The sequence below is a fragment of the Parasedimentitalea maritima genome (assembly GCF_005771405.1).
Classification (GTDB): Bacteria; Pseudomonadota; Alphaproteobacteria; order Rhodobacterales; family Rhodobacteraceae; genus Parasedimentitalea; species Parasedimentitalea maritima.
This window is the reverse complement of sequence record NZ_VAUA01000009.1, coordinates 129,573-150,535: the sequence shown is the minus strand read 5'-3', so window position 1 is coordinate 150,535 and position 20,963 is coordinate 129,573. Positions and strand designations below refer to the sequence as shown.

Below are 20,963 nucleotides of genomic sequence, written 5' to 3'. Positions count from 1 at the left end.
TTGGCTCCCGTGGTCAACGGGCTGGCCCAATGGTCGCCCCATGCTGGTGCCAATGTGGCATTCCGGCAGGGGGCAAGGCAAGAGGTGGTGGTGTTAGGACAGTTCTTGTCGTGTCTCAATTTGGGTGTTTGGGAAATGAGAAAGAGCTTGGTTGATTTGTGAGGCGCTAAGCAGACAGCACGCCGTGGAAAGCCCGTCGGCAAGAACTGCCGTAGGCGCAGAGATTGAAACCAATGTCTGCTGAACCTTGTGCCGTGGTGTTGGCGGTAAAATATGTGGCCCTGTCATCTGACCTCCGGCATTGGGCACAAACGGAGCAGATGTGGCCAGAGCCCGGTCAGATAGGGTCAAGCGCTCTACAACTTGGCCTTCAGGTGCGGCAATGCCCACGTACCAGTCGCGGCCCGGTGCTGGGCTTCCCTTAGCTAGGATTTCACCCATGTCTACCAGCACGTCACGCAGGCCTGCGTCATGTAACACTGCTGCAATTTGGTCAGTAACATAGCCTTGGGCGATGCCATTTAGTGTCAGCCCCATTTGAGCCCCATTAGGGGCAGCAAATGTAACTGCGCTGCTGTCAAATCTTAGGTGCTGCCAGCCTGTTGTGCTGTCTGGTGATTGCATTCCGACGGATTTTTGCCACAGTGGCTGGACTGTGGGATCAAATGCACCGTTGGTGGCCGCATGGATTGCACCTGCCAAGCTGAGCACTGCCAACATATCCGGGGACGGAGCCTTCAAAATCCCATTTGAATTTAGACGGCTGAGTTCTGATCCGTTTTTGTACAGACTGAAAACCTGTTCCAGGCGGGATAACTCTCCTTCGATTTTTGTAAAAACCGGAGCGGCTTGTTCTGTGGTCAGCCCGGCGATTTGCAGCGAGGCAGGTGCGCCAAGTGCGATGCCGCTCCAATTGGCCATGGGCACAGTCGCGGCCTGCGCGGGTAGGGCAACGGCCGCGGCGGAAATGGTCAAAAACCGGCGGCGGGTCAGTGTGGTCATGAAGGGGTCTCCAGCTGTTGGGAGAAGTCGATGGGAGCCAGTGCGGCGTCATCGGGAATTTCGGACAAGGGCAGCAACGTACCGCCATATAAATCAATGAATGGCTGCGCAGCATTTGATTGGGCAAAAGGCACGATCTCAGGGGCACCCATGCCACCGGCGACATTGGCACCGACGACAAACAGAGCGTCATTGGCCAAGATCCAATTGCCAATGCCGGGTTCCTCCCAAGACGCGGCGCGGCCCATATCACTGACGTAAATCGCTGTGATGTTAGCATCGCGTTCGGGGCTTTTGAGGTAGGCGACCAAATCGCGGACCTGAGCAAAAAACAAAGGCGCAGGATATCCTTCGAGGTGCACCTGCCCTTTGGGTCCGCCGTGGTCTGCAATGTTCATTTGGCAGAAAAAGCTAAGTGCAGTTACGGTTAAGTCTGCTGGCGGCGGTGGCGCTTTAGCTTCTTCTTCCTGGCAGGCGGCCAAGGCCAGTACAGCCAAAATGGGGATTATAAGCTTCACGGTTCAACCCTTCCAAATGCAAGACGGGCAAGGGCAAAGCCGATTACTGGCCAGAGCAGCAAAGACAGAGGTGCTGCCCAGGCGGGTAGGGCGCTTGCGGCGCCGGTCATGCCACTGGTAACCGCCACGGTTTCAGACGCGGCAATGTTCCAGACCCGAAACGCATCGGCCGGGTTGGCGACCATTAGCCAAGGGAAAATGGACTGGGTAAAGAACCCACCTTCATCCATCACCACGGCACCCAGTAGGCCAAGGTCATACAGCACTACGAATATCAACCAAATCGCCGCTGACAGACCTGCAGCCGCGGTCGAACTACCAGAGACTGACGACACGCCATAGCCTAGGGCCAAGAACACAGCACCCAGCAGGATCGAGGTTGCAATCAAACGGCCAAGCGCCAGGAGGCTGTCAGCCCCAGCTCCGCCCGACCACGCGGCAAGGGCACCAGCGGTGCCAAATCCAACGGTCATGGCAAAAGCAAGCGCGGCAAGGTGGGACAGAAACTTGCCCAACAGGATTTCACCACGCCCAGCAGGGTACGATAGCAACAGCGACAGGCTACCGCGATCCCGGTCACCGGAGATTGCATCAAAAGACATCATCAAGGCCAGCAATGGCGCAAGATAGACCGACAGGGTGGTCATCGAGGCCACGGAAACGGTGAGCATATCCACACCCAGAGTACCGGTGGGGGCACTGCCTGCAAAGGTCAGCGCCAGCGCAAACAGCACCATGATCAGGGTGGCCATGAACAGCCAGCGGTTACGACGCAGAATCCGCAGCTCGGATCCGGCTATGGCAAGGGCGCGCGGGGTCATTGGCGGTTCTCCTTGGCAAAATGGCGATACAGATCTTCCAGTCGCGGTGGGGTCATGCTGATATCAACCACAACGTCCCCTAGCGCCGCGATCCGGCGCAGCTCGTTCATCTTTTGATCGGCGCTGCAACATAGTTCAACCGAGGCACCGTTGACGCGGGTGCCGCCAACCTGTTGCGCCAGCTTGTCAATTTCTCCAGCGCGCGCAGTAATACGCAGGCGGGTGGGTAGGGCTGCCTCGGACGACAGCTCGGCCAGTGTATTGTCTGCCACCTTTACACCCTTACGCAGGATTGCAATGCGGTCGGTGCGGGCCTCAACCTCAGTCAGCGCGTGGCTGGCGATCAGCACTGCGGTGCCTTGTTCAGCCAGCTCATCAATGATGGCATATAGATCCTGACGCGAGATCGGGTCCAAGCCACTGGTCGGTTCGTCCAGCAGCGCCACCTTTGGGCGGCCCAGCAGAACCTGTGCCAATCCCAGACGCTGCCGCATGCCTTTGGAATAGGTGCCAATGCGGCGGTCCAGTGCATCTGCCAGCCCTACACGTTCCAGCAGGGCAGGGACATCAGCCGATGCGCCAGACAGGTTGGCAAACAGGCTTAGCTGCTCGCGCCCTGTCAGGGCCGGGTGAAAACTCACCGCCTCGGGTAGAAACGCGGTATCCCGGCGCGCCACTGCCGATCCCGGCTTGGCGCCATTGATGCTGATACTGCCTCCATGGATCGGGGTCAGGCCCAGGATCGATTTGATCAGGGTCGACTTGCCCGCACCATTGTGGCCCAGCAGGGCCAGACGCTCACCGGGGGCAACTGTCAGGTCAATGCCCTGCAGTACCTGTGTTTTACCGCGAAACTTATCCACGGACTTGATGATCAGGCTGTTATCCATCCTGTGCTACCTTATTGCTTGCCGCCGGTTTAACCGGGGCCATCAGCGCATGGCTGTCCATCACCCCACCCGGCAGCAGCGCCGGAAAGGCGGCCTGCGACCAGCGCACCAGCTGCACGGCGGGTGAGCCAAGCAACATCTTGGCTGCGGGTTGGGTCCACAACACGTGGTCCATGCTATCGTTGGGTCTATAGGGGGTATCAGCAATCCCGTTGCCGTCGACGTCATAGGCGGCAAAATCGCTCCAATAGTTGCCGCGGCCCGCTTCGGACCATTCCACCCATTTGGAAGAGACGTATTTGACCTGCGTCCGGTTGCCGATGAAACTGTTTTCTACCATGCGGTTGTTGCCCGATCCGGCTGTGAAATGGATGCCGATGTCACAGCCCTGGAACCAGTTGCCGCTGAAATCGTTCTTGTGTGAGTTGTACAAAAACGTGCATTTGCCTTTGGCGTCTTTGACATAGTTTCCGGTCACGACGCTTTTGTTGGCATAGTTCATCATAATCCCGTGATCGCGGTCATTTAGCGACACGTTGTCGGTGATGCGCACACGGGTGGAAAACATAACGGCATAGCCCAGATGGTTGCCGATCGAGACATTGCCGGACACTTCGGAATTGTCGGCATACATGTAATGCACAGCAAACCGCAGATCGCGGAAGGTATTGTTGCGGAACGTGTTTTTCTTGGAGCTGTTGACAAAGATGCCATCACGACCCCAACGGACCGAGTTGTCTTCGACCACAGAACCGGGCGCGTTCCAGACATAGATGCCATTGCCACGCGCGTTCATGTGGCGGTCTTGACGGCCTTCGACGGTGTTGCCAGCAACCAGTGAATCGCGCGCGCCGTGAATGTCGATGCCATACAGGTTACCGCGTAGCGTGTTGTTCAGAACTTGCGGCGCTTTCGCCGTCTTGGTCAGTTTGATCCCACTGTCGAGGGTCTCGTGATCTGATCCCGAGCCGACAACCGTAAGTCCGGAGACTGTAACACCCGGGCCGGTAACAGTAATCACGGTTCCGGTTCCGCCGCCGTCAATCACGGCGACACCGCGCCCATCCAATGTGATGGGCCGGTCCAATACAATAGTTTCGGTATAAGTTCCGGGGGCGAGGCGGAGGGTGTCTCCATCCGCCGCCTGCGCCAGTGTTGCCGCAATGGCTCCCGCCCGGTTGGGCACATCCCACTCAGCCGCCAAGGCAGGTGAGCAGATCAGTGAAACTATGGGTAGGAGCCAGCGCATTTTCTTAAGCCTCGCGAGGTTTGACCATCATCCGGCCGCGCATCTCCATGTGGAGCGCGTGGCAGAACCACTGGCAGTAGAACCAGTGTACACCGGGACGTTCAGCAATAAAGGTAACCGATGCGGTTGCCATTGGGCCGATTTCCATGGCGACACCAAAGTTGGCCATGCACAGACCGTGGGTCACGTCATCCACGTCATCCAGATTGGTGACATAGATTGTTACTTCGTCACCCTGATCGACAGTGAATTTCTCCATCGAGAACATAGGAGCCTGGCTGGTCATGTAGACGCGAACTTTGGTTGGATCATCTTTATCACGGATGATGTCCTCGGCGCCTTCTTCCAGATCGATGCCATCAGCTTCGGCCTGAATACGCGCATCTTCCCACATTGAGTCGTTACGATCCCAGACGTTGACCGGGTTCACGATGTCACGGCGAACAATAATGCTGTCGTGTGGCTCGGCAAAGGTTGGGCCATCGTGGACAACCTTCATCTTGTCACCCGAGATGTCGATCAGCTGCTCGTTCTCTGGCTTCAGCGGACCAACGTTCAGGAAGCGGTCTTTCGAGAACTTGTTCATCGAAATTAGCCACTGACCATCAGCATCGGCAGTTTCACCCATCGAGGTCGAGTTGTGACCCGGCTGATACTGCACGTCGACCTTGTCGAGGATCGGATCAACATCCGCGCCTGCAAACAGGTCGATTGCCTTCTGGATGTCCCACTTCACCACCTGGCTGTCTAGGAACAGTGTGGTGTAGGCGTTGCCTTTGTTGTCGAACGCAGTGTGAAGAGGACCAAGGCCCAGTTCTGGTTCAGCAACGATGCACGAACGCTCATCAGCATTGTCAGAGAACAGTGCGTCGACTTTTTCAACATCAATCACAGAAACGGTTGGCGACAGCTTACCGTTGATCATGATGTGTTTTTTGTCAGGTGCTGCGTTCACACCGTGCGGCGAGTTCGGGATCGGAATGTAGCGCGTGAAGTTTGAACCGGCGTTCTTACGACCATCAACAACTTTGACACCGTTCAGCTCTTCGTAGTTGCCAGCAGCAACAGCTTCTTCGATGGCTTTGATGTTGAAGACAACAACGTGGTCCATTTCGCTTTCGGTCATCTCGGCCAGGGTCATACCCATTTCTGAGTTGTACGAAGTCGAGAAGGCATATTTGCCCTGATAGTCACAGTCGGTGTTGTCGAGGTTGCCCGATACGATTACCTGCCAAGACACTTCCATCTCGTCGCCGTCGATGGCAGTAAAGATGTTCACGTACTCCGATGGCTCATCCAGGATCTTGCCATCGTTGACCAGCGGTGCTTCGTGCTCACCGTTGGCAAAGACATAACCTGTGCGTGGGTATTTCTGTGGACGCATGCCGTGGATGTCCATGGCATTGGGGATCTCGATGATCTTATCGCACTTCATCACGTCACAACGCACACGGGCTACACGGGTGTTTGCTTTGTCGTTCATAAAGATAAAGCGGCCGTCATAGACGCCATCTGTGAACGACATGTGAGGGTGGTGAAGGTCACCGTTGTCGTATGTTTCCTTGCCGTTGGCAGCCAGGAATTCTTTGGTTTCCGGCAGCAGGCCTTCGGTCAGGATCTTCTTGGATTCGTTGGTTTGACCCCAGCCAGTAGCCGAGCAGCGGTTGAACACTGGAACGCGCATAAATTCACGCATGGATGGAACACCCATGATACGCAGCTCGCCGGTCTGACCCGAGGACCAGAAACCGTAATAATCGTCCAATTCACCTGGCTCCAAAGCAGCCTTGGCTGCGGCGCTAGCCTCTTTGGCGGACATCAGGGTTGCGCCAACACCAGCTGTTGCCATGACGGCGCCAGTTGCTGTGGCACCCAAAAGGCCACGACGGGTGACGTTTAGTGTGTTGTCTTGTTCTGACATTGTGTTTCTCCTTTAGGAAACGGTGGATTTCTTGGCGTTCGGGTGGTTCGCCGGTGGCTGTCCGATGGGCATTTTCATGTCGGTGGTGCCGACTTTGGCACGGCGTTTGATCTGCTTGATCACCACCGGGCACTTGCTTTCGGACTGGTAGAGAACCTGACAGTGCAGGCAGTCGACGCACTCGTTCGGGTTGATTTCACCGGTTGGGTGAATGGCCTGAACGGGGCATTCGTTCGCGCAGGTCTGACAGGGGCTGCCGCATTCCTTGTAGCGGCGCAGCCAGTCAAACATGCGGATACGAGCGGGGATCGCCAGCGCACCACCAAGTGGGCACAGATAGCGACAGTAGAAGCGTTCGACGAACAAGCCAGCAACCAGCAGCGATACGGCAAAGATGACAAAGGGCCATTCGCGTACGAACTTCAGGATGATGGCGGTCTTGAACGGTTCCACCTCGGCATAGGTCTCAGCCAGTGTCATCGACACCATCGACAGACCAAACAGACCAAGGAAGATCATGTACTTCAGCGGCCACAGGCGTTCATGCAGGCCCCAGGGCAGGGTCCACTGCGGAACCTTCAGCGCGCGGGCAGCTTTGTTCAGCAACTCTTGCAGCGCACCAAAGGGGCACAACCAGCCACAGTAGGCACCACGACCCCAGAACAGCAGGGCAGCGGCGATGGCAAACCATTGGATGAACACCAGCGGATCCATCAGGAAGGCATCCCAGGTAAAGCCACTGCGCAGGCTACCGGCCAAGGCCATCAGGTTGACGACAGACAGCTGTGCGTTTGCGTACCAACCCAGGAAGACCAGAGTGAAGCTGAGGTAACCAATGCGGAACCAGTAGAACACACGGGCATTCGCGGTAGCCTGGAACTGGAAGAAGAAGGTTGCAGTCAGAACCAAGAGCATGACGCCCAGGATGCCAATCTCAACGGTCTTATCTTTCCAGATCCGCTGCCACAGCGCGGTCTTGGCGGCGGCCTCATCTGTGTCACTGTTGACGATGACAGGGGCCGTAACCGGCAGCAGGTACTGCTCGGGTAGTTTGTAACCCAGATCAAAGGTCAGGAATGTCTTCTCGACCGCACCAACCGCCCGTTGGGCCAGCAGTTGCAGACGGAACGGCTCAGCTGGGTCAAACTCGGCATCCGCTGGGATCTTGAAGATATCCAACTCAGCAAAGCTGGGGCTGTCAGCGGTGGCCAAATCACCCAGACGACGCTGTTGCTTGTCAAAGAAACGAACCGAGTTGTCGCCTTGGATCAGCTGGATACGGTCAAAGATACCACCGCGCACATAGCCGGACCCCTTGAAGCTATAAGTTCCACGACCCAGCACCAGAATAGCTTGCTCGCCTTCCTCCAGCCACTCTGTCAGGTTCTCATACTCGGCATCACCCAACAGGCTGCGACCAATGGATGGAACTGAGACCAGCGCCATGTGCATGTCAATGTAAGTGTCGTCCGGCTCGCCCGGCTCTGGGCGCTTGGCGGCACGTGCGTCGCCGGTGGCCGCAAATGCGGTGTTGATCTGGCCAATGTCCAATGTCAGGCGGCGCACAGATCCGTCACCGGACAGGGTAGACCAGTCATAAGTTGCATCCTGTGCCATATCGACTTCACGTCGTGGGCCATCGGCAACCTGTGGCGACAACCCGCCCAGACCAAGCAGGCGCGAGACCTTGATGCCGGCCCGCACCAGACTGTCGTCGATCACCATGATTGTGACGGTCGCACCAGAAATGATGTCCAGATCATGCGCCTCGCCACCTGTGGCAGCTTCGGCTTTCAGGTCAAGGCCAGCATAACCTTCGGTCAGGGCTATCATCTTAGAGTTTGGGATGCCGATCAGGATGATCGGTTCCGAGTGCTTGACCAGCTTCACCCCAGTCAGTACCGCATCGCTGTCAATTGCAGCGACAACATGGATGGGTTTACCGGAATAACCGGTGGTGCCAACGAAATCGGAGGTCAGGAACGCCCAGGCGACGGGTTTGCCGTCCTTCAGAACCGGGGCAACCTTGGTGTCCGGTGACACCGGGCCAAAGGCCTCGGCTCCGGGCGCTAATTCTGCGGGGGTCAGGTCTGCTAGAAAGCTGGCAAGGCTATCGGCCTTGGCGTTCGAGGCGACCATGAAAAGTGTAGTTACGAGGAGGCAGGCAAGTGTTTTTGCGAGGCTCGGGATCGCGCGTCTTAAGTCCATGACGCACCTCCTTTGTTCGGGGTTGCGGCATGGGGGCGTTGGCTGAAAAGGCCTACTGTGAACACTTGAGCCAGAGGAGGTCCACGGCTGGCAGGCCAGAATTGCGCCGGATTGGCGCCAACGGCGTCATTGCAGATGACGGTTTTGTTAGATGAATGGGATAAGTCAGCGGGAACACCGGTGCCAGATAGCAAAGCATTGGCCGAGTTAAACTCTCCGCACATTTGACAACTGTCACACATGGGGCAAGTTTCTTGGTCTTCATCTGCCAGCTGGACCTGCACCAGTGCGGGGCCCTCGGACCCGCAGATCACCATCCACTCGCCCGCGTTTGCAGGGTGAGAACCCACAGGCAACACCAATTGCAGCAGCAGCGCACAGGATGCCACCAGCGCTTTAACCCAAATTGGGAAAGCGGGGAGGAGACGCGTTGCAGTTGGGATTTGGCGAGGGGCGAGCATTAGGTAAGCCGACTTGTTAATTCGTCGCCAACCTACCCTTTAGTTTCGCCCAACATCTTTGATCTAGAACAACAAAAACGGGTAATCCGAGCCAATTTGAAGATGCATTCAAAAGTGAGATTCCGTGAAGTTAGTTCGTTGATTTGTCACATAAAAATTGCCCGCATGCCGGAGCGTGCGAGCAGTTGGGGTCTTGGGGAGTGTATTGAAAAGTCTGCTAATTCCGAGTGTCTAGCTGGCCAGTGCCATCCGTTCGTCGCGCATCAGCTGCCCGATTTTTCGACCGGTGTCGATCATACGATTCGAGAAGCCCCACTCATTGTCATACCAGGCTACAATGCGCACCAAACCATCTTCGGTTACTTTGGTTTGGGCAGCAGCGAAACACGAGGAATGCGGATCGTGGTTGAAGTCGATCGATACCATTGGGTCTTCTTCATAAGATAGAATCCCCGCCAGATCTCCCTTGGCTGCGGTGCGCAGGGCCAGATTGATACCGTCTACGGTGGCAGGGCGCTCTGGCACAAAGCTGAGATCAACGAGCGACACATTTGGAGTTGGCACCCGGATCGCAGAACCTTCAAGCCGACCTTTCAGATGCGGCAGCACCTCAGCTATGGCCTTGGCTGCGCCAGTTGAAGTGGGGATCATTGACACCGAAGCAGCCCGGGCGCGGTACAGATCTTTGTGGCTGGTGTCATGAGTTGGCTGATCACCCGTAAAGGCGTGGATGGTGGTCATATAGCCAGTTTTGATACCAAACGCAGTGTCCAAAACTTGAGCTACAGGAGCCAAGCAATTGGTGGTGCAGGAGGCATTGGAAACAATGATATCGTCGCTGGTCAGCTCTTGATGATTGACGCCAAACACAACAGTGCGGTCAACTTCTTTGCCTGGTGCCGATATGAGGACGCGCTTGGATCCGTTCTTAAGATGTTTCCCAGCAGTTTCGCGGCTTGTAAACAACCCGGTGCATTCATAGGCAATATCGACGCCCTGCCACGGCAGGTCTTCCGGATTGCGGATGGCCGACAGGCGTATGTTGTGTCGTCCAACCGTCAGCGTGTCTTCGGTCAGGGTAATCGGAGCCCGCAGACGGCCATGTACACTGTCGTATTTCAACAGGTGTACTAGGGTCTCTGGCGGTGACAGATCGTTGATCGCCACAACTTCAATGTCGCTGGTGTCATTCTCGATAAGCGCCCGCAGCACGCCTCGGCCGATGCGTCCAAAACCATTGATTGCGATTTTCAGGGTCATATGTCCAACTCCGCCAAATTTATACGAGATCGTCACCAATGTATCGTTATCGATAACGGTTGGCTATTCGTTATCGCTAACGGAGGTGGAAATCAAGTCTTGAATCAGTATCGCCCCCCCTTGCGGTGGAGGCCGCAGTAGGTGACCATGCGGCCATGACAAAAAAATTATTGTTGAAAGATGTGGCTTTGTTGGCGGGTGTCAGTGAAATGACGGCCTCGCGCGCCTTGCGCGGCGCGCCGGACGTGTCACAAAAAACACGCATAAGGGTTGAAGAAATTGCCCGCAGTCATGGCTATGTGCCCAATAGAATTGCAGGTTCTTTGTCATCGCAATCGGTCAATCTGGTGGCCGTCGTGGTCCCCTCATTGAACAGCTTTGTGTTTCCCGAGGTGCTGTCGGGAATTTCAGCCATCTTGAAAGATAGTCCGCTGAAGCCAGTGGTGGGTATTACGGGCTATGATGTGGAAGAAGAAGAAGAGGTCATACGCGAGATGCTCAGCTGGCGGCCTTCGGGGCTAGTTGTCGCCGGGTTGGAGCATAGCGAAGCGACAAGAAAGATGCTGCAACAGGCCGATATCCCGGTGGTCGAAGTCATGGATGTTGACGGTGATCCAGTGGGGCATTGTGTTGGCATTTCCCATCTTGAGGCCGGCCGAGACATGGCAGAGTTAATCCTGTCGCGCGGCTATGAACGGATCGGCTTTATCGGGACCAAGATGCCGCAGGATTTTCGCGCCAGAAAACGGTTTGACGGTTTTGTCGATGGCTTGGCGGCGCAGGGGATGAACCTACACGACCAAGAGCTTTATTCCGGGGATTCCTCGATCGAAACGGGGCGGCAGCTCACCTCCAGCATGATGCAACGCAATCCTGATCTGGAGTGTATTTACTATTCCAGCGACGTGATGTCGGTGGGTGGGTTGATGCACTGCCTGGCCGAAGGGGTGTCGGTGCCGGGGGATGTGGCCTTGGCCGGGTTCAACAATCTGCAACTGCTAAAGGGCCTGCCGCTGGACCTGGCCACCACCGATGCCTGTCGCCGCCAGATCGGTGAACGTGCGGCGCAGATTATTTTGCAGGCGCGCGCAGTCAAGGGCGATATGGATCCTGTGCTAGAGGTCTTGCGCCCGACCATCAGTCTGGGCGCGTCGCTGTAGGTTGGTTACCTTTGTCCTGCACTGCCGGGTTGCTAGGCTGTAGAATGCAAAAAGCCCCCCAGGCTAAGACCAGGGAGCTTTAGCCGTGAGTGGCTTAGGTCCTTACAGGGCTGCTTTGAACAGCTCGGTCAGGTTGGCCTCTGTCAGCTCAACCGGGTTGCCGCCGCAGGATGGGTCGATGATCGCACCTTTGACCAGCTCAGGAATGCTGGCCTCGGTGACGCCCAACTCAGACAGCTTGCGTGGAATACTCATGCTGTCGTTCAGCTCGTCCACATAGGCGCGGAACCCGTCAAAGCCACCGTCGATGCCCAGATAAGCTGCGGCTTGATCAAAGCGATCAGCAATGGCGCTGGCATTGAACTTCAGCACTTCGGGCATACAGACCGCATTGGTGGTGCCGTGGTGGGTGTTGAACACCGCGCCAATCGGGTGGCTCATGGCGTGAATAGCACCCAGACCCTTTTGGAACCCGGTAGCGCCCATGGCTGCGGCCGACATCATCTGCGCACGCGCTTCGATATCAGTGCCATCGGCATAGGCGCGGGGCAGGTAGTCCTTGACCAAGCGCATGCCTTCCAGCGCGATACCCTGCGACATCGGGTGGTAATGTGGCGACGAGAACGCCTCGACACAGTGGGCAAAGGCATCCAGACCGGTGCCCGCAGTGATGAACTTGGGCATACCCACAGTCAGTTCCGGATCACAGATCACCACGGTTGGCAGCACCTTGGGGTGAAAGATGATCTTTTTGGCATGGGTGACACTGTCGGTGATCACCGAGGCACGGCCCACTTCGGAACCGGTGCCGGCAGTGGTTGGCACAGCAATGATCGGCGCGATAGCGTCGGCATCGGCGCGGGTCCACCAGTCGCCAATGTCCTCAAAATCCCACAGCGGACGGGTCTGACCTGCCATAAAGGCAACCATTTTACCCAAATCCAGACCGGACCCACCGCCAAACGCAATCACACCGTCGTGGCCACCTTCGTTATAGGCGGCAACACCAGCCTCTAGGTTCTTCTCGTTTGGGTTGGGATCAACTTCCGAGAACATGCCGCGGCCCAGACCGGCGGCTTCCATGATGTCGAGCGTCGACTGGGTCACCGGCAGGCTTGCCAGTCCTTTGTCTGTGACCAACAGTGGCTTTTTGATGCCAGCAGTGGCACAGGCCTCGGCCAATTCCTTGATCCGGCCAGCGCCGAATTTGATTGCGGTCGGATAGGACCAGTTTCCAACAAGGCTCATCAGCTTGTCACCTTCTTTAGATGGTAGGATTTGGGGCGTGTCAGGTTGTGGAACCCGATCACCGAAAGGCCGCCACCGCGACCTGTGTCTTTGCAGCCGGTCCAGCACAGGCCCGGATCCAGATAGTCAGCCCGGTTCATGAACACGGTGCCGGTTTCGATCTGGTCGCCAACCGCCTGGGCGCGGTCCACATCTTGCGTCCACAGCGATGCGGTCAGGCCAAACTGGCTGTCGTTCATCAGTGCGATCGCTTCTTCGTCGGAGGACACCTTCATGATACCAACCACAGGGCCAAAGCTCTCGTCCTGCATGACACGCATGTCGTGGGTCACGTTGGTCAGGATCTGCGGGGTCAGATAGGCACCGCCGTCATCCTCGGCCATAGTGTCGATATGGGCCACTGCGCCTGCTTCAACAGCTTCGGCGATCTGATCGCGGACTTCCTGGGCAAAGCGCACGTTGGCCATCGGGCCAATGGTTGTGGCTTCGTCCAGCGGGCTGCCCAGCTTGTAGCCTTTGACGATGGCAATCGCCTTGGCGAGAAACGCGTCATACTGGCTTTCGTGCACATAGATGCGCTCGATCCCACAGCAGCACTGTCCCGAGTTGAACATGGCGCCATCAATCAGCGTGTCTACCGCTGCATCCAAATCGGCGTCTTCCATGACATAGCCGGGATCTTTGCCGCCCAGTTCGGTACCGACACCGGTAAAGGTGCCCGCAGCTGCACGTTCCATCGCCTTGCCGCCGCCGACCGAGCCGGTGAAGTTGACAAAGTTAAACGCCTTTTCGGCGATCAGCTCGGACGTCGTGTCGTGGTCCAGAAAGACGTTCTGGAACACATCTTCTGGGACGCCAGCGGTGTGGAAGGCTGCCGCCATGCGCTCGCCTACCAGCAGGGTCTGAGTGGCGTGCTTCAGCACAACGGTGTTGCCCGCAATCAGGGCAGGGGCCACGGTGTTGATCGCGGTCATGTAGGGGTAGTTCCACGGCGCAACCACCAATACCACACCATGTGGGATGTGTTTGATGTAACGCTTGAACGTTGCGTCTTCACCAACTTCGATATCTGCCAGCGCCTCTTCAGCAATGCTTGCCATGTGGCTGGCGCGCTCGTTAAAGCCACCAAATTCACCGCCAAAGCGTACCGGGCGACCCATCATATGGGCCAGTTCAGGCACGATTTCGTCGTTCATGGCGCCAACAGCAGCAACACCGGCCATCACCAGTTCGGTGCGTTCCGCCAGCGGGCGGGCTGCCCAGGCCGCCTGTGCCGCGCGGGCGCGATCGGTGGCAGCAAATGCCGCGTCTTGCGACAGGGTATCGCGTTCTGCATAAACCGATCTATCGATCGGCGAGATACATTTCAGTGTCTGGCCCATTGCCAAACCTCCAGCTTCAGGGGCAGCAATTGCCCTGTTTCACTCTTCAAAGTTCTTTCAAAACCACCGCCAGTCGCGCCAGTAGACGGCTGGCAGTGTGAATTCGAATTTAATCAGACCTGTTCGAAACCACGGGCGATTTCATAGTCGGTCACAACACGATCAAAGTCCTCGACCTCGACCTCAGCCGCGCGGGTGTAGTGGTCGACTACATCATCACCCAAAGCGGCGCGTAGCATCTCGGACCCCTTCAACGTGGCCGCTGCATCACGCAGGGTGCCCGGGATCATGCCGGTGTTGCCCTGATAGACGTCACCCTTGCTTGGCTCTTGCAGCTCCAGACCTTCCTCGATCCCGGCAATGCCGGCGGCCAACATGGCTGCCATCGCCAGATAAGGGTTCATGTCGGAGCCCGGAATGCGGCATTCCACACGGATCGCCTTGGAGCCAACACCGCACAGTCGATAACCAGCGGTACGGTTGTCGACTGACCAGATGATGCGGGTCGGGGCAAAGGTGCCCTTCATGAAGCGTTTGTAGCTATTGATGTAGGGCGCCATGAAGGCGGTGTAGTCGGGCGCGTATTTCAGCAGGCCCGCCATGTAGTTCTTCATCAGCGGTGACATGCCTAGCGGGTCGCTCTCATCAAAGAACGCAGGCGCGCCATCTTTCCAAAGTGACTGGTGCACGTGGCTAGACGATCCAACCTTGTCGTGGCTCCACTTGGGCAGGAAGGTCACCGCGTGGCCTTCTTGATGTGCGATCTCTTTGATCGCGTGTTTGGCGATGGTGTGGTATTCGGCCGTGCTCATCGCATTGGCATATTTGATGTTCAGCTCTTCCTGACCGGTCTCGGCTTCGCCCTTAGAGTTCTCGATCGGCAGGCCCGCATCCCACAGATGGTTGCGGATCGGGCGCATCACGTGTTCCTCGCGCGAGGTTTGCATGATGTTGTAATCTTCGTTGACGCCAGAAATCGGCTCCAGATCGCGGTAGCCAGACTTGCGGATCTCATCAAAGCTCTTCTCGAACAGGAAAAACTCCAGTTCGGTGGCGGTCATCGGCTCGTAGCCCATGGTTTGCAAACGCTGAACCTGCTTCTTCAGGATCGCACGCGGCGAGTGGGGGACTTCTTTGTGGGTGTGGTGATCCAGTACGTCACAGAGCACCATCACGGTGCCCTCTAGCCACGGTACTGGGCGCAGCGTCGCCAGATCGGGCTTCATGACGTAATCGCCATAGCCGCGTTCCCAGCTGGTGGATTCATAACCGTCAGGTGTGGCCATCTGCAGATCGGTGGCCAGTAGGTAGTTGCAGCAATGGGTTTCTTCCCATGCGCCTGCCACAAAGTGACCAGCATGGAAGCGTTTGCCCATCAGGCGGCCCTGCATGTCCACCAGGCAGACCAGAACGGTATCAACGGTGCCATCGGCGACCTGTTCTTTAAGCGTGTCGAAGGAAAGCATGAGCAACCTTTGTAATGTTAGGCCGGGCAATCAAGTTGCATCCGGAATTTGTCAATGAAAGGAGCTGGCCCGCAGGGGGCCAACTCCGATGATATGTAGTTAGTCTTAGCCGTAACGGTAAGGGCGGCCAGCCGCCTGCATGTCGGCGTTGTACTTCTTGAAGATCTCGACAACCTTGGCCTTTGTTGGGCTTTCGGCTGCGATTTCATCCCAGAATTTAACCGCTGCGTCTTCGACGGTCTTCCACTCTTCATCAGGGATCGAGGTGAGCTCCATTTTTGGACCATTGACCCGCAGCGATGCTTCGCCACCCCAGTACCACCACTGACGATAGTAGTGCGACTGGTCACAGCAAGCACGGAACAGGGTCTGCATGTCTTCTGGCAGTTCGTTCCAGCGATCCTGGTTGGCAAAGAAAGAGCCAGCCCATGCGCCCGAGATGTTGTTGGTCAGGAAATAGTTGGTCACGTCAGCCCAGCCAACGGTGTAATCTTCGGTGATACCGGACCATGCAATACCGTCCAGCTCGCCTGTTTGAACCGCAACTTCGATGTCTTCCCATGGCAGTGTCACTGGAACAACGCCGAACTGGCTCAGGAAGCGACCAGCAGTTGGGAAGGTAAAGACGCGCTTGCCCTTCAGGTCAGCCAAAGACCGGATTGGGTCTTTGGTGGCAAAGTGGCACGGATCCCATGCACCAGCCGAGATGTGCTTGACACCAACCTTGGAGTACTCTTCGTCCCAAATCTCGTTCAGGCCGTACTGGTTGAACAGCACAGGCACGTCCAGGCTGTAGCGCGAACCAAACGGGAAGTAGCCGCCAAATACGGTGACTTCGGTAGGCGACGCCATCGAGTCATCGTCGGACTGTACCGCATCAATAGTGCCGCGTTGCATGGCACGGAACAGCTCGCCAGTTGGGACCAGCTGATCAGCATAGAACAGTTCGATCTGCATGCGGTCGCCTGCGATCTTGTTGAACATGTCGATGGCTGGCTTGATCACGTGCTCACCCAGCGAAGCACCTGCATAGGTCTGCATGCGCCATTTGATAGTAGATTGTGCAATAGCAGGTGTCGCCAGTGGTGCAGCAACTGCACCGGCACCAGCTGCGGCTAAAAACTTACGTCTTGTCGTCATAGTCGTTTCTCCTTGTTAAGAATGCGGCCCCCTGGCGGGGCTCTTTTTGGGATTATTTTCCGTAAACGTAGTCAGGTAGCCATGTGGCAATCTGTGGGAACACCATCACCAGAGCCAACGCACACACCATGATCAGCGCAAAGGGGATGATCGAGATGTAGATGTCGCGCAACGAAATCTCGGGCGGGGCCATCGCCCGCATCAGGAACAGGTTGTAGCCAAATGGCGGTGTCATATAGGCGATCTGAGTGGTGATGGTGTAGAGCACGCCATACCAGATCAGATCAAAGCCCAGCTCGCCGACCAGCGGCACATAGAGCGGCGCCACGATCACCAGCATCGCGGTGTCATCCAGGAAAGTACCCATCAGCAAGAAGCTGACCTGCATCAGGATCAGGATCATCCAAGGGCTCAGACCCAACTGGCTGGTGAACAGGTCCTTGATCGCGTTTACCGCGCCAAGCCCGTCAAAAATCGCACCAAAGCCAAGGGCGGCCAGGATAATCCACATGAACATGCAGGAAATACCTAAGGTCGAGCGGACAGATGTTTCAAACACCTCTTTGTTCATCCGACCCTTGAGCACGGCAGCCACAAAGGCGGTCATCGCACCAATAGCCGAGCTTTCCACCAGCGAGGTCCAGCCGTTGACAAAGGGGACCATCATCGCGGCAAAGATCGCCAATGGCAGCACGCCCGAGAACAGTAGGCGGTGTTTCTCTTTCATGAACACGTCTGTGTAAAACATCGGGTTATGGCGCAGGGCAAAGGAGCCAACCGCAGCAGCCAGCGCAACACCAGCGGTGGTCTTGGCATCGGACAGGCCAGTCATGGCCAGCAATGGCAACAGGATCAGCGCACCCAGGACAATAAAGTTCAGACGTAGCGGATGGTCGGAAATCTGTTCAAACTCGGCCAGATCCTCGGGCTTCATGGCTGGCCCCAGATGCGGCTGAATACGGGCGCGCAGGTAGATGTAGATGATAAACATCGTTGCCATCATCAGTCCGGGCAGCACCCCAGCCAGCCACAGCTGACCCACCGGCTGCCGCGCGATCATCGCATAGAGCACCAGCACAACAGATGGCGGTACCAAAATGCCCAGGGATGATCCGGCCTGAACCACACCCGTCACCAATACCTTGTCATAACCACGTCGCAGCAGTTCGGGCAGGGCGATGGTGGCACCGATGGCCATACCGGCAACCGACAGACCGTTCATGGCAGACACCAGAACCATCAAGCCGATAGTGCCAATCGCCAGACCACCTTTGACCGGTCCCATCCAGACGTGGAACATCTTGTACAGATCATCGGCGATCTTGGATTCCGACAGCACATAGCCCATGAAAATGAACATCGGCAGCGTCAGCATCGGATACCATTTCATCAGCTTCATCGCTGCCGCAAATGGAATATCCGACCCCCCGACGCCCCACAGGGCCATACCTGCGGCGGCTCCGATAAAGCCGATGGCGCCAAACACCCGCTGGCCAGTCATCAGCATTAACATCATGCCGCTGAACATCAGGATTGCGATCAATTCATATGACATCAGAGGTCAACTCCACGAAGACGTCCGATATCCCGGAACAGTTCTGCAAGGCTTTGCATCAGCATCAGTATGACCCCGACGCAAAGCATGGATTTTACTGGCCACAGGAAGGGTCGCCAGGCGGTTGGGCTGCGCTCCATGTGTCCTATTTTCTCAGTGACACCTGACACACCGTCGGTGAATAACGTGACAAACAGGTCCCAGAAGAACGAGAACGGCTCGAGTCCGAAATAGCCCAATGAATAGGCGGTAGATCCCACCGCGCCAAAGAGCAGTACGCCAAGATAGAACATCAGGAACAACACGGTAAAGGCATCAACCCAGGCTTTGGTCTTGGTCGACCAGCCGCCATAAAACAGGTCCATCCGCACGTTTGATCCCATCTGGATCGAATAGGGGCCACCAAGGATGTAATAGGCAACCATCACAAACTGCGCAGTTTCTAGCGTCCAGATCGACGGATAGAAAAACGTCTTGGAGATTGATGACCACAGCAGTACGCCAACCAGCACAAAGATCAGATACATTGCGATCCGGCCGATAAAGCGGTTCATCGCGTCCACGCCACGGATATATCCGGTTATCACTCTAGGCATTGTCGCCCCCTTGTTGCGCCAACGTGGCAAGAGCGGGTTTAATCATGACCAGCAATTCTTCGGCCATCTTGACCTCATCTTCCGGTGTACGCAGGAGATCGTTGCGAACTTCGATCATTACATTTGCCAGACCATTGGCCAGGCCATGCAATTGCAGTGAATGCGTCACGCCATCCTGGGGACCATAGGGCTGATTGCGCTCTACCCGACGGTGTTGCAGCGAATGGGTGTTGGCCAGCATGGCGTCAGCCATCGTGCGATCATCGTCGTGAAGAATGCCGATCTCCACCGCTCGCTGCTGGCCAAAGTAGACCGGAGTAAAGCTGTGAATCGTTATCAGAACGGTCTGTATACCTGCCGCCTTGCGGCTGGTGATGACATCGCTAACGACATGGCAAAACGGTCGGTAGATTTCGTCCACCCGCAACTGACGCTCTGCGTCTGTCAGGTTCCGGTTGCCCGGAACTTCGACCAATTCTGATTTTTCGGGCATCGCCGAGACTGCCTCGGGTGGGCGATTGCAGTCGTAGACTAGGCGCGAGACCCGACCGGCCACCATCGGAGAATTTAGTGCCTCGCTTAGATGGAGTGCTATGGCTCGCGCGCCCGGATCCCAGGCCGCGTGGCTGTCCCGGTCTGCCGGCAACAATCCCAGGCCCGAATAGGCTTCGGGAATGTGATTGCTGGCATGCTCACAGAGAATCAAGGCAACGCCGGATCCCTCCGGATTGTTGATCTCCGCGACCTTCGCGCAAGCGTTGGAATCGCCCAATGACATACAGCCCTCTCCCATTTTGGAAAGATCTTTCCATGAAGGATTGAATGTGTCAATATCTTTTCAGAGACGACCACACCTGACGTAGAGGAGAATTGTTTTTGGTGTGGTAAGTGCTTAAAAGGTAGGCAATTAGAATGGGACAGCAGTTTTGACCGATCCAACCGCCACCGTCCGCGAATTGCTTCGCGAACACTATTCTTCATTGACCCAATCAGAACGTAAGTTCGCGACCTCATTGCTAGAAAACTATCCGGCTGCGGGGCTGGCATCGATTACAATTGTGGCAGCCAATGCTGAAGTGTCGACGCCAACTGTGGCCCGTATGGTGCAAAAGCTTGGCTTTAAAGGTTATCCTCAATTCCAGCAGGCCTTGCTGAAAGAGCTAGAAGCCAAGGTTTCGGGGCCGACTCAGCGGCGTGACAAATGGATCACCGAGGCCCCCGAAGGGCATCTTCTGAACAGATTTGCACAGGCCGTGACAGATAACCTTGGTCAGACATTGTTTAATATTGATCCAGAACAGTTTGACTCTGCGGTACGGAAATTGGCCAACACAGAAGGGCGGCTATATGTGGTTGGGGGGCGTATCACCCGTGCGCTGGCCGATTATGCATTTACCCACTTTCAGGCGATCCGGCAGCGGGTGACTCATATGACATCGTCCTCAGCAACCTGGCCTCATTACGTGCTGGATATGGTCGAAGGTGATACTTTGCTGATGTTCGACGTCCGGCGGTATGAAACCAACCTGCAACGGCTAGCAGAACTGGCGGCTGATCGCGGTGTGAAGATCATCCTGATTACCGATCAATGGGCCAGTCCAATTGCACCCGTGGCGCAGCATAGCTTTAATTGTTGGGTCGAAATTCCGTCAGCCTGGGATTCTAACATCTCTACCATGATGTTGCTTGAGGCGATGATTGCAGCCACCCAAGAAGAGGGCTGGAGTGAAACCCGAGATCGCTATGACCGGCTGGATGAACTGTTCGACATGACAAGACTGTTCCGCAAATTTTCCTGACGGTTTGGGATTGTAGGTTGTTTTCGTCTCAGTAAGGTTGCGCGTGACACTGGGATATTTTCAAGACCCCACGAACGGCAGCCCATCACCGGCGACAGAAAGGAGAACTCTTTCGGAATCGGTCTTTACCCTGGGCCGGGCTGGGTGGGCCAACTGCTCGTGGTGGCGGTACTCATCCGTTCGAATATATTGTGAATCGCTGTCATCAGAGAGGCACGCATCGCCTTATTGCCAAGCCTTGGTGACAACCCGCAACTGCTGTTGTGACTGGTCGCGCCAGACCATGG

The 20,963-nt window shown here is 56.3% G+C and carries 18 protein-coding genes; 2 read left to right on the top strand and 16 right to left on the bottom strand.

Annotated features, from left to right (window positions below):
* Positions 1-93 precede the first annotated feature (93 nt).
* From FEE96_RS17415 to gap, 9 genes are all read right to left on the bottom strand, one after another.
* Entirely contained in the window at positions 94-1,002 is a 909-nt protein-coding gene (locus FEE96_RS17415; RefSeq protein ID WP_138164397.1) for an FAD:protein FMN transferase, read from the bottom strand.
* Entirely contained in the window at positions 999-1,520 is a 522-nt protein-coding gene (locus tag FEE96_RS17410; protein WP_138164396.1) for a nitrous oxide reductase accessory protein NosL, read from the bottom strand. Before FEE96_RS17410 ends, FEE96_RS17415 begins: the two co-directional genes overlap by 4 nt.
* Positions 1,517-2,341: an ABC transporter permease gene (locus FEE96_RS17405; protein WP_138164395.1), complete on the bottom strand. Its 825-nt coding sequence runs from the start codon at positions 2,339-2,341 to the stop codon at positions 1,517-1,519. Before FEE96_RS17405 ends, FEE96_RS17410 begins: the two co-directional genes overlap by 4 nt.
* A complete protein-coding gene (locus FEE96_RS17400; protein WP_138164394.1) occupies positions 2,338-3,231 on the bottom strand; it encodes an ABC transporter ATP-binding protein in 894 nt (297 codons plus the stop codon). The genes FEE96_RS17405 and FEE96_RS17400 overlap by 4 nt, the downstream gene beginning before the upstream one ends.
* Positions 3,224-4,480 carry a nitrous oxide reductase family maturation protein NosD gene (locus tag FEE96_RS17395; RefSeq protein WP_138164393.1) on the bottom strand — a complete coding sequence of 419 codons (1,257 nt, stop codon included), beginning with the start codon at positions 4,478-4,480 and terminating at the stop codon, positions 3,224-3,226. The genes FEE96_RS17400 and FEE96_RS17395 overlap by 8 nt, the downstream gene beginning before the upstream one ends.
* Before the next feature lie 4 nt (positions 4,481-4,484).
* Positions 4,485-6,401 carry a TAT-dependent nitrous-oxide reductase gene (nosZ, locus tag FEE96_RS17390; RefSeq protein WP_138164392.1) on the bottom strand — a complete coding sequence of 639 codons (1,917 nt, stop codon included), beginning with the start codon at positions 6,399-6,401 and terminating at the stop codon, positions 4,485-4,487.
* 12 nt (positions 6,402-6,413) lie between these two features.
* A complete protein-coding gene (locus FEE96_RS17385) occupies positions 6,414-8,609 on the bottom strand; it encodes a NosR/NirI family protein (RefSeq protein WP_138164391.1) in 2,196 nt (731 codons plus the stop codon).
* Positions 8,600-9,070, bottom strand: coding sequence for a hypothetical protein (locus FEE96_RS17380; RefSeq protein WP_138164390.1), 471 nt, complete (start codon positions 9,068-9,070; stop codon positions 8,600-8,602). Before FEE96_RS17380 ends, FEE96_RS17385 begins: the two co-directional genes overlap by 10 nt.
* 231 nt (positions 9,071-9,301) lie before the next feature.
* Positions 9,302-10,330, bottom strand: a complete 1,029-nt coding sequence (gap, locus tag FEE96_RS17375; RefSeq protein ID WP_138164389.1) for a type I glyceraldehyde-3-phosphate dehydrogenase — start codon at positions 10,328-10,330, stop codon at positions 9,302-9,304.
* A 155-nt stretch (positions 10,331-10,485) separates the two neighbouring features.
* On the opposite strand from gap, the gene FEE96_RS17370 reads away from it, so the two are divergent.
* Positions 10,486-11,490, top strand: a complete 1,005-nt coding sequence (locus FEE96_RS17370) for a LacI family DNA-binding transcriptional regulator (protein WP_138164388.1) — start codon at positions 10,486-10,488, stop codon at positions 11,488-11,490.
* 102 nt (positions 11,491-11,592) lie between these two features.
* On the opposite strand, the gene FEE96_RS17365 is transcribed toward FEE96_RS17370, so the two are convergent.
* From FEE96_RS17365 to FEE96_RS17335, 7 genes are all read right to left on the bottom strand, one after another.
* Positions 11,593-12,738, bottom strand: a complete 1,146-nt coding sequence (locus FEE96_RS17365; RefSeq protein ID WP_138164387.1) for an iron-containing alcohol dehydrogenase — start codon at positions 12,736-12,738, stop codon at positions 11,593-11,595.
* Positions 12,738-14,120, bottom strand: coding sequence for an aldehyde dehydrogenase family protein (locus FEE96_RS17360; protein ID WP_138164386.1), 1,383 nt, complete (start codon positions 14,118-14,120; stop codon positions 12,738-12,740). The genes FEE96_RS17365 and FEE96_RS17360 overlap by 1 nt, the downstream gene beginning before the upstream one ends.
* Positions 14,121-14,233: 113 nt before the next feature.
* Positions 14,234-15,586, bottom strand: coding sequence for a glutamine synthetase family protein (locus FEE96_RS17355; RefSeq protein ID WP_138164385.1), 1,353 nt, complete (start codon positions 15,584-15,586; stop codon positions 14,234-14,236).
* 105 nt (positions 15,587-15,691) lie between these two features.
* Positions 15,692-16,726, bottom strand: a complete 1,035-nt coding sequence (locus tag FEE96_RS17350; protein ID WP_138164384.1) for a TRAP transporter substrate-binding protein — start codon at positions 16,724-16,726, stop codon at positions 15,692-15,694.
* Positions 16,727-16,778: 52 nt separating this feature from the next.
* Positions 16,779-18,281 carry a TRAP transporter large permease gene (locus FEE96_RS17345; RefSeq protein WP_138164383.1) on the bottom strand — a complete coding sequence of 501 codons (1,503 nt, stop codon included), beginning with the start codon at positions 18,279-18,281 and terminating at the stop codon, positions 16,779-16,781.
* Positions 18,281-18,877, bottom strand: coding sequence for a TRAP transporter small permease subunit (locus FEE96_RS17340; protein ID WP_138164382.1), 597 nt, complete (start codon positions 18,875-18,877; stop codon positions 18,281-18,283). Before FEE96_RS17340 ends, FEE96_RS17345 begins: the two co-directional genes overlap by 1 nt.
* The gene (locus FEE96_RS17335) at positions 18,870-19,655 is read right to left on the bottom strand and encodes an N-formylglutamate amidohydrolase (RefSeq protein ID WP_138164381.1); all 786 of its coding nucleotides are present in this window, start codon (positions 19,653-19,655) and stop codon (positions 18,870-18,872) included. Before FEE96_RS17335 ends, FEE96_RS17340 begins: the two co-directional genes overlap by 8 nt.
* A 148-nt stretch (positions 19,656-19,803) precedes the next feature.
* On the opposite strand from FEE96_RS17335, the gene FEE96_RS17330 reads away from it, so the two are divergent.
* A complete protein-coding gene (locus FEE96_RS17330) occupies positions 19,804-20,676 on the top strand; it encodes a MurR/RpiR family transcriptional regulator (RefSeq protein WP_138164380.1) in 873 nt (290 codons plus the stop codon).
* Positions 20,677-20,963: the final 287 nt, after the last annotated feature.

Coding starts and splice junctions, on each gene's coding strand:
- FEE96_RS17370 (WP_138164388.1), top strand. CDS start 10,486: ATGACAAAAAAATTATTGTTGAAAGATGTGGCTTTGTTGGCGGGTGTC.
- FEE96_RS17360 (WP_138164386.1), bottom strand. CDS start 14,120: ATGGGCCAGACACTGAAATGTATCTCGCCGATCGATAGATCGGTTTAT.
- FEE96_RS17350 (WP_138164384.1), bottom strand. CDS start 16,726: ATGACGACAAGACGTAAGTTTTTAGCCGCAGCTGGTGCCGGTGCAGTT.
- FEE96_RS17395 (WP_138164393.1), bottom strand. CDS start 4,480: ATGCGCTGGCTCCTACCCATAGTTTCACTGATCTGCTCACCTGCCTTG.
- FEE96_RS17335 (WP_138164381.1), bottom strand. CDS start 19,655: ATGTCATTGGGCGATTCCAACGCTTGCGCGAAGGTCGCGGAGATCAAC.
- FEE96_RS17415 (WP_138164397.1), bottom strand. CDS start 1,002: ATGACCACACTGACCCGCCGCCGGTTTTTGACCATTTCCGCCGCGGCC.
- nosZ (WP_138164392.1), bottom strand. CDS start 6,401: ATGTCAGAACAAGACAACACACTAAACGTCACCCGTCGTGGCCTTTTG.
- FEE96_RS17385 (WP_138164391.1), bottom strand. CDS start 8,609: ATGGACTTAAGACGCGCGATCCCGAGCCTCGCAAAAACACTTGCCTGC.
- FEE96_RS17405 (WP_138164395.1), bottom strand. CDS start 2,341: ATGACCCCGCGCGCCCTTGCCATAGCCGGATCCGAGCTGCGGATTCTG.
- FEE96_RS17365 (WP_138164387.1), bottom strand. CDS start 12,738: ATGAGCCTTGTTGGAAACTGGTCCTATCCGACCGCAATCAAATTCGGC.
- FEE96_RS17380 (WP_138164390.1), bottom strand. CDS start 9,070: ATGCTCGCCCCTCGCCAAATCCCAACTGCAACGCGTCTCCTCCCCGCT.
- FEE96_RS17340 (WP_138164382.1), bottom strand. CDS start 18,877: ATGCCTAGAGTGATAACCGGATATATCCGTGGCGTGGACGCGATGAAC.
- FEE96_RS17400 (WP_138164394.1), bottom strand. CDS start 3,231: ATGGATAACAGCCTGATCATCAAGTCCGTGGATAAGTTTCGCGGTAAA.
- FEE96_RS17355 (WP_138164385.1), bottom strand. CDS start 15,586: ATGCTTTCCTTCGACACGCTTAAAGAACAGGTCGCCGATGGCACCGTT.
- FEE96_RS17345 (WP_138164383.1), bottom strand. CDS start 18,281: ATGTCATATGAATTGATCGCAATCCTGATGTTCAGCGGCATGATGTTA.
- gap (WP_138164389.1), bottom strand. CDS start 10,330: ATGACCCTGAAAATCGCAATCAATGGTTTTGGACGCATCGGCCGAGGC.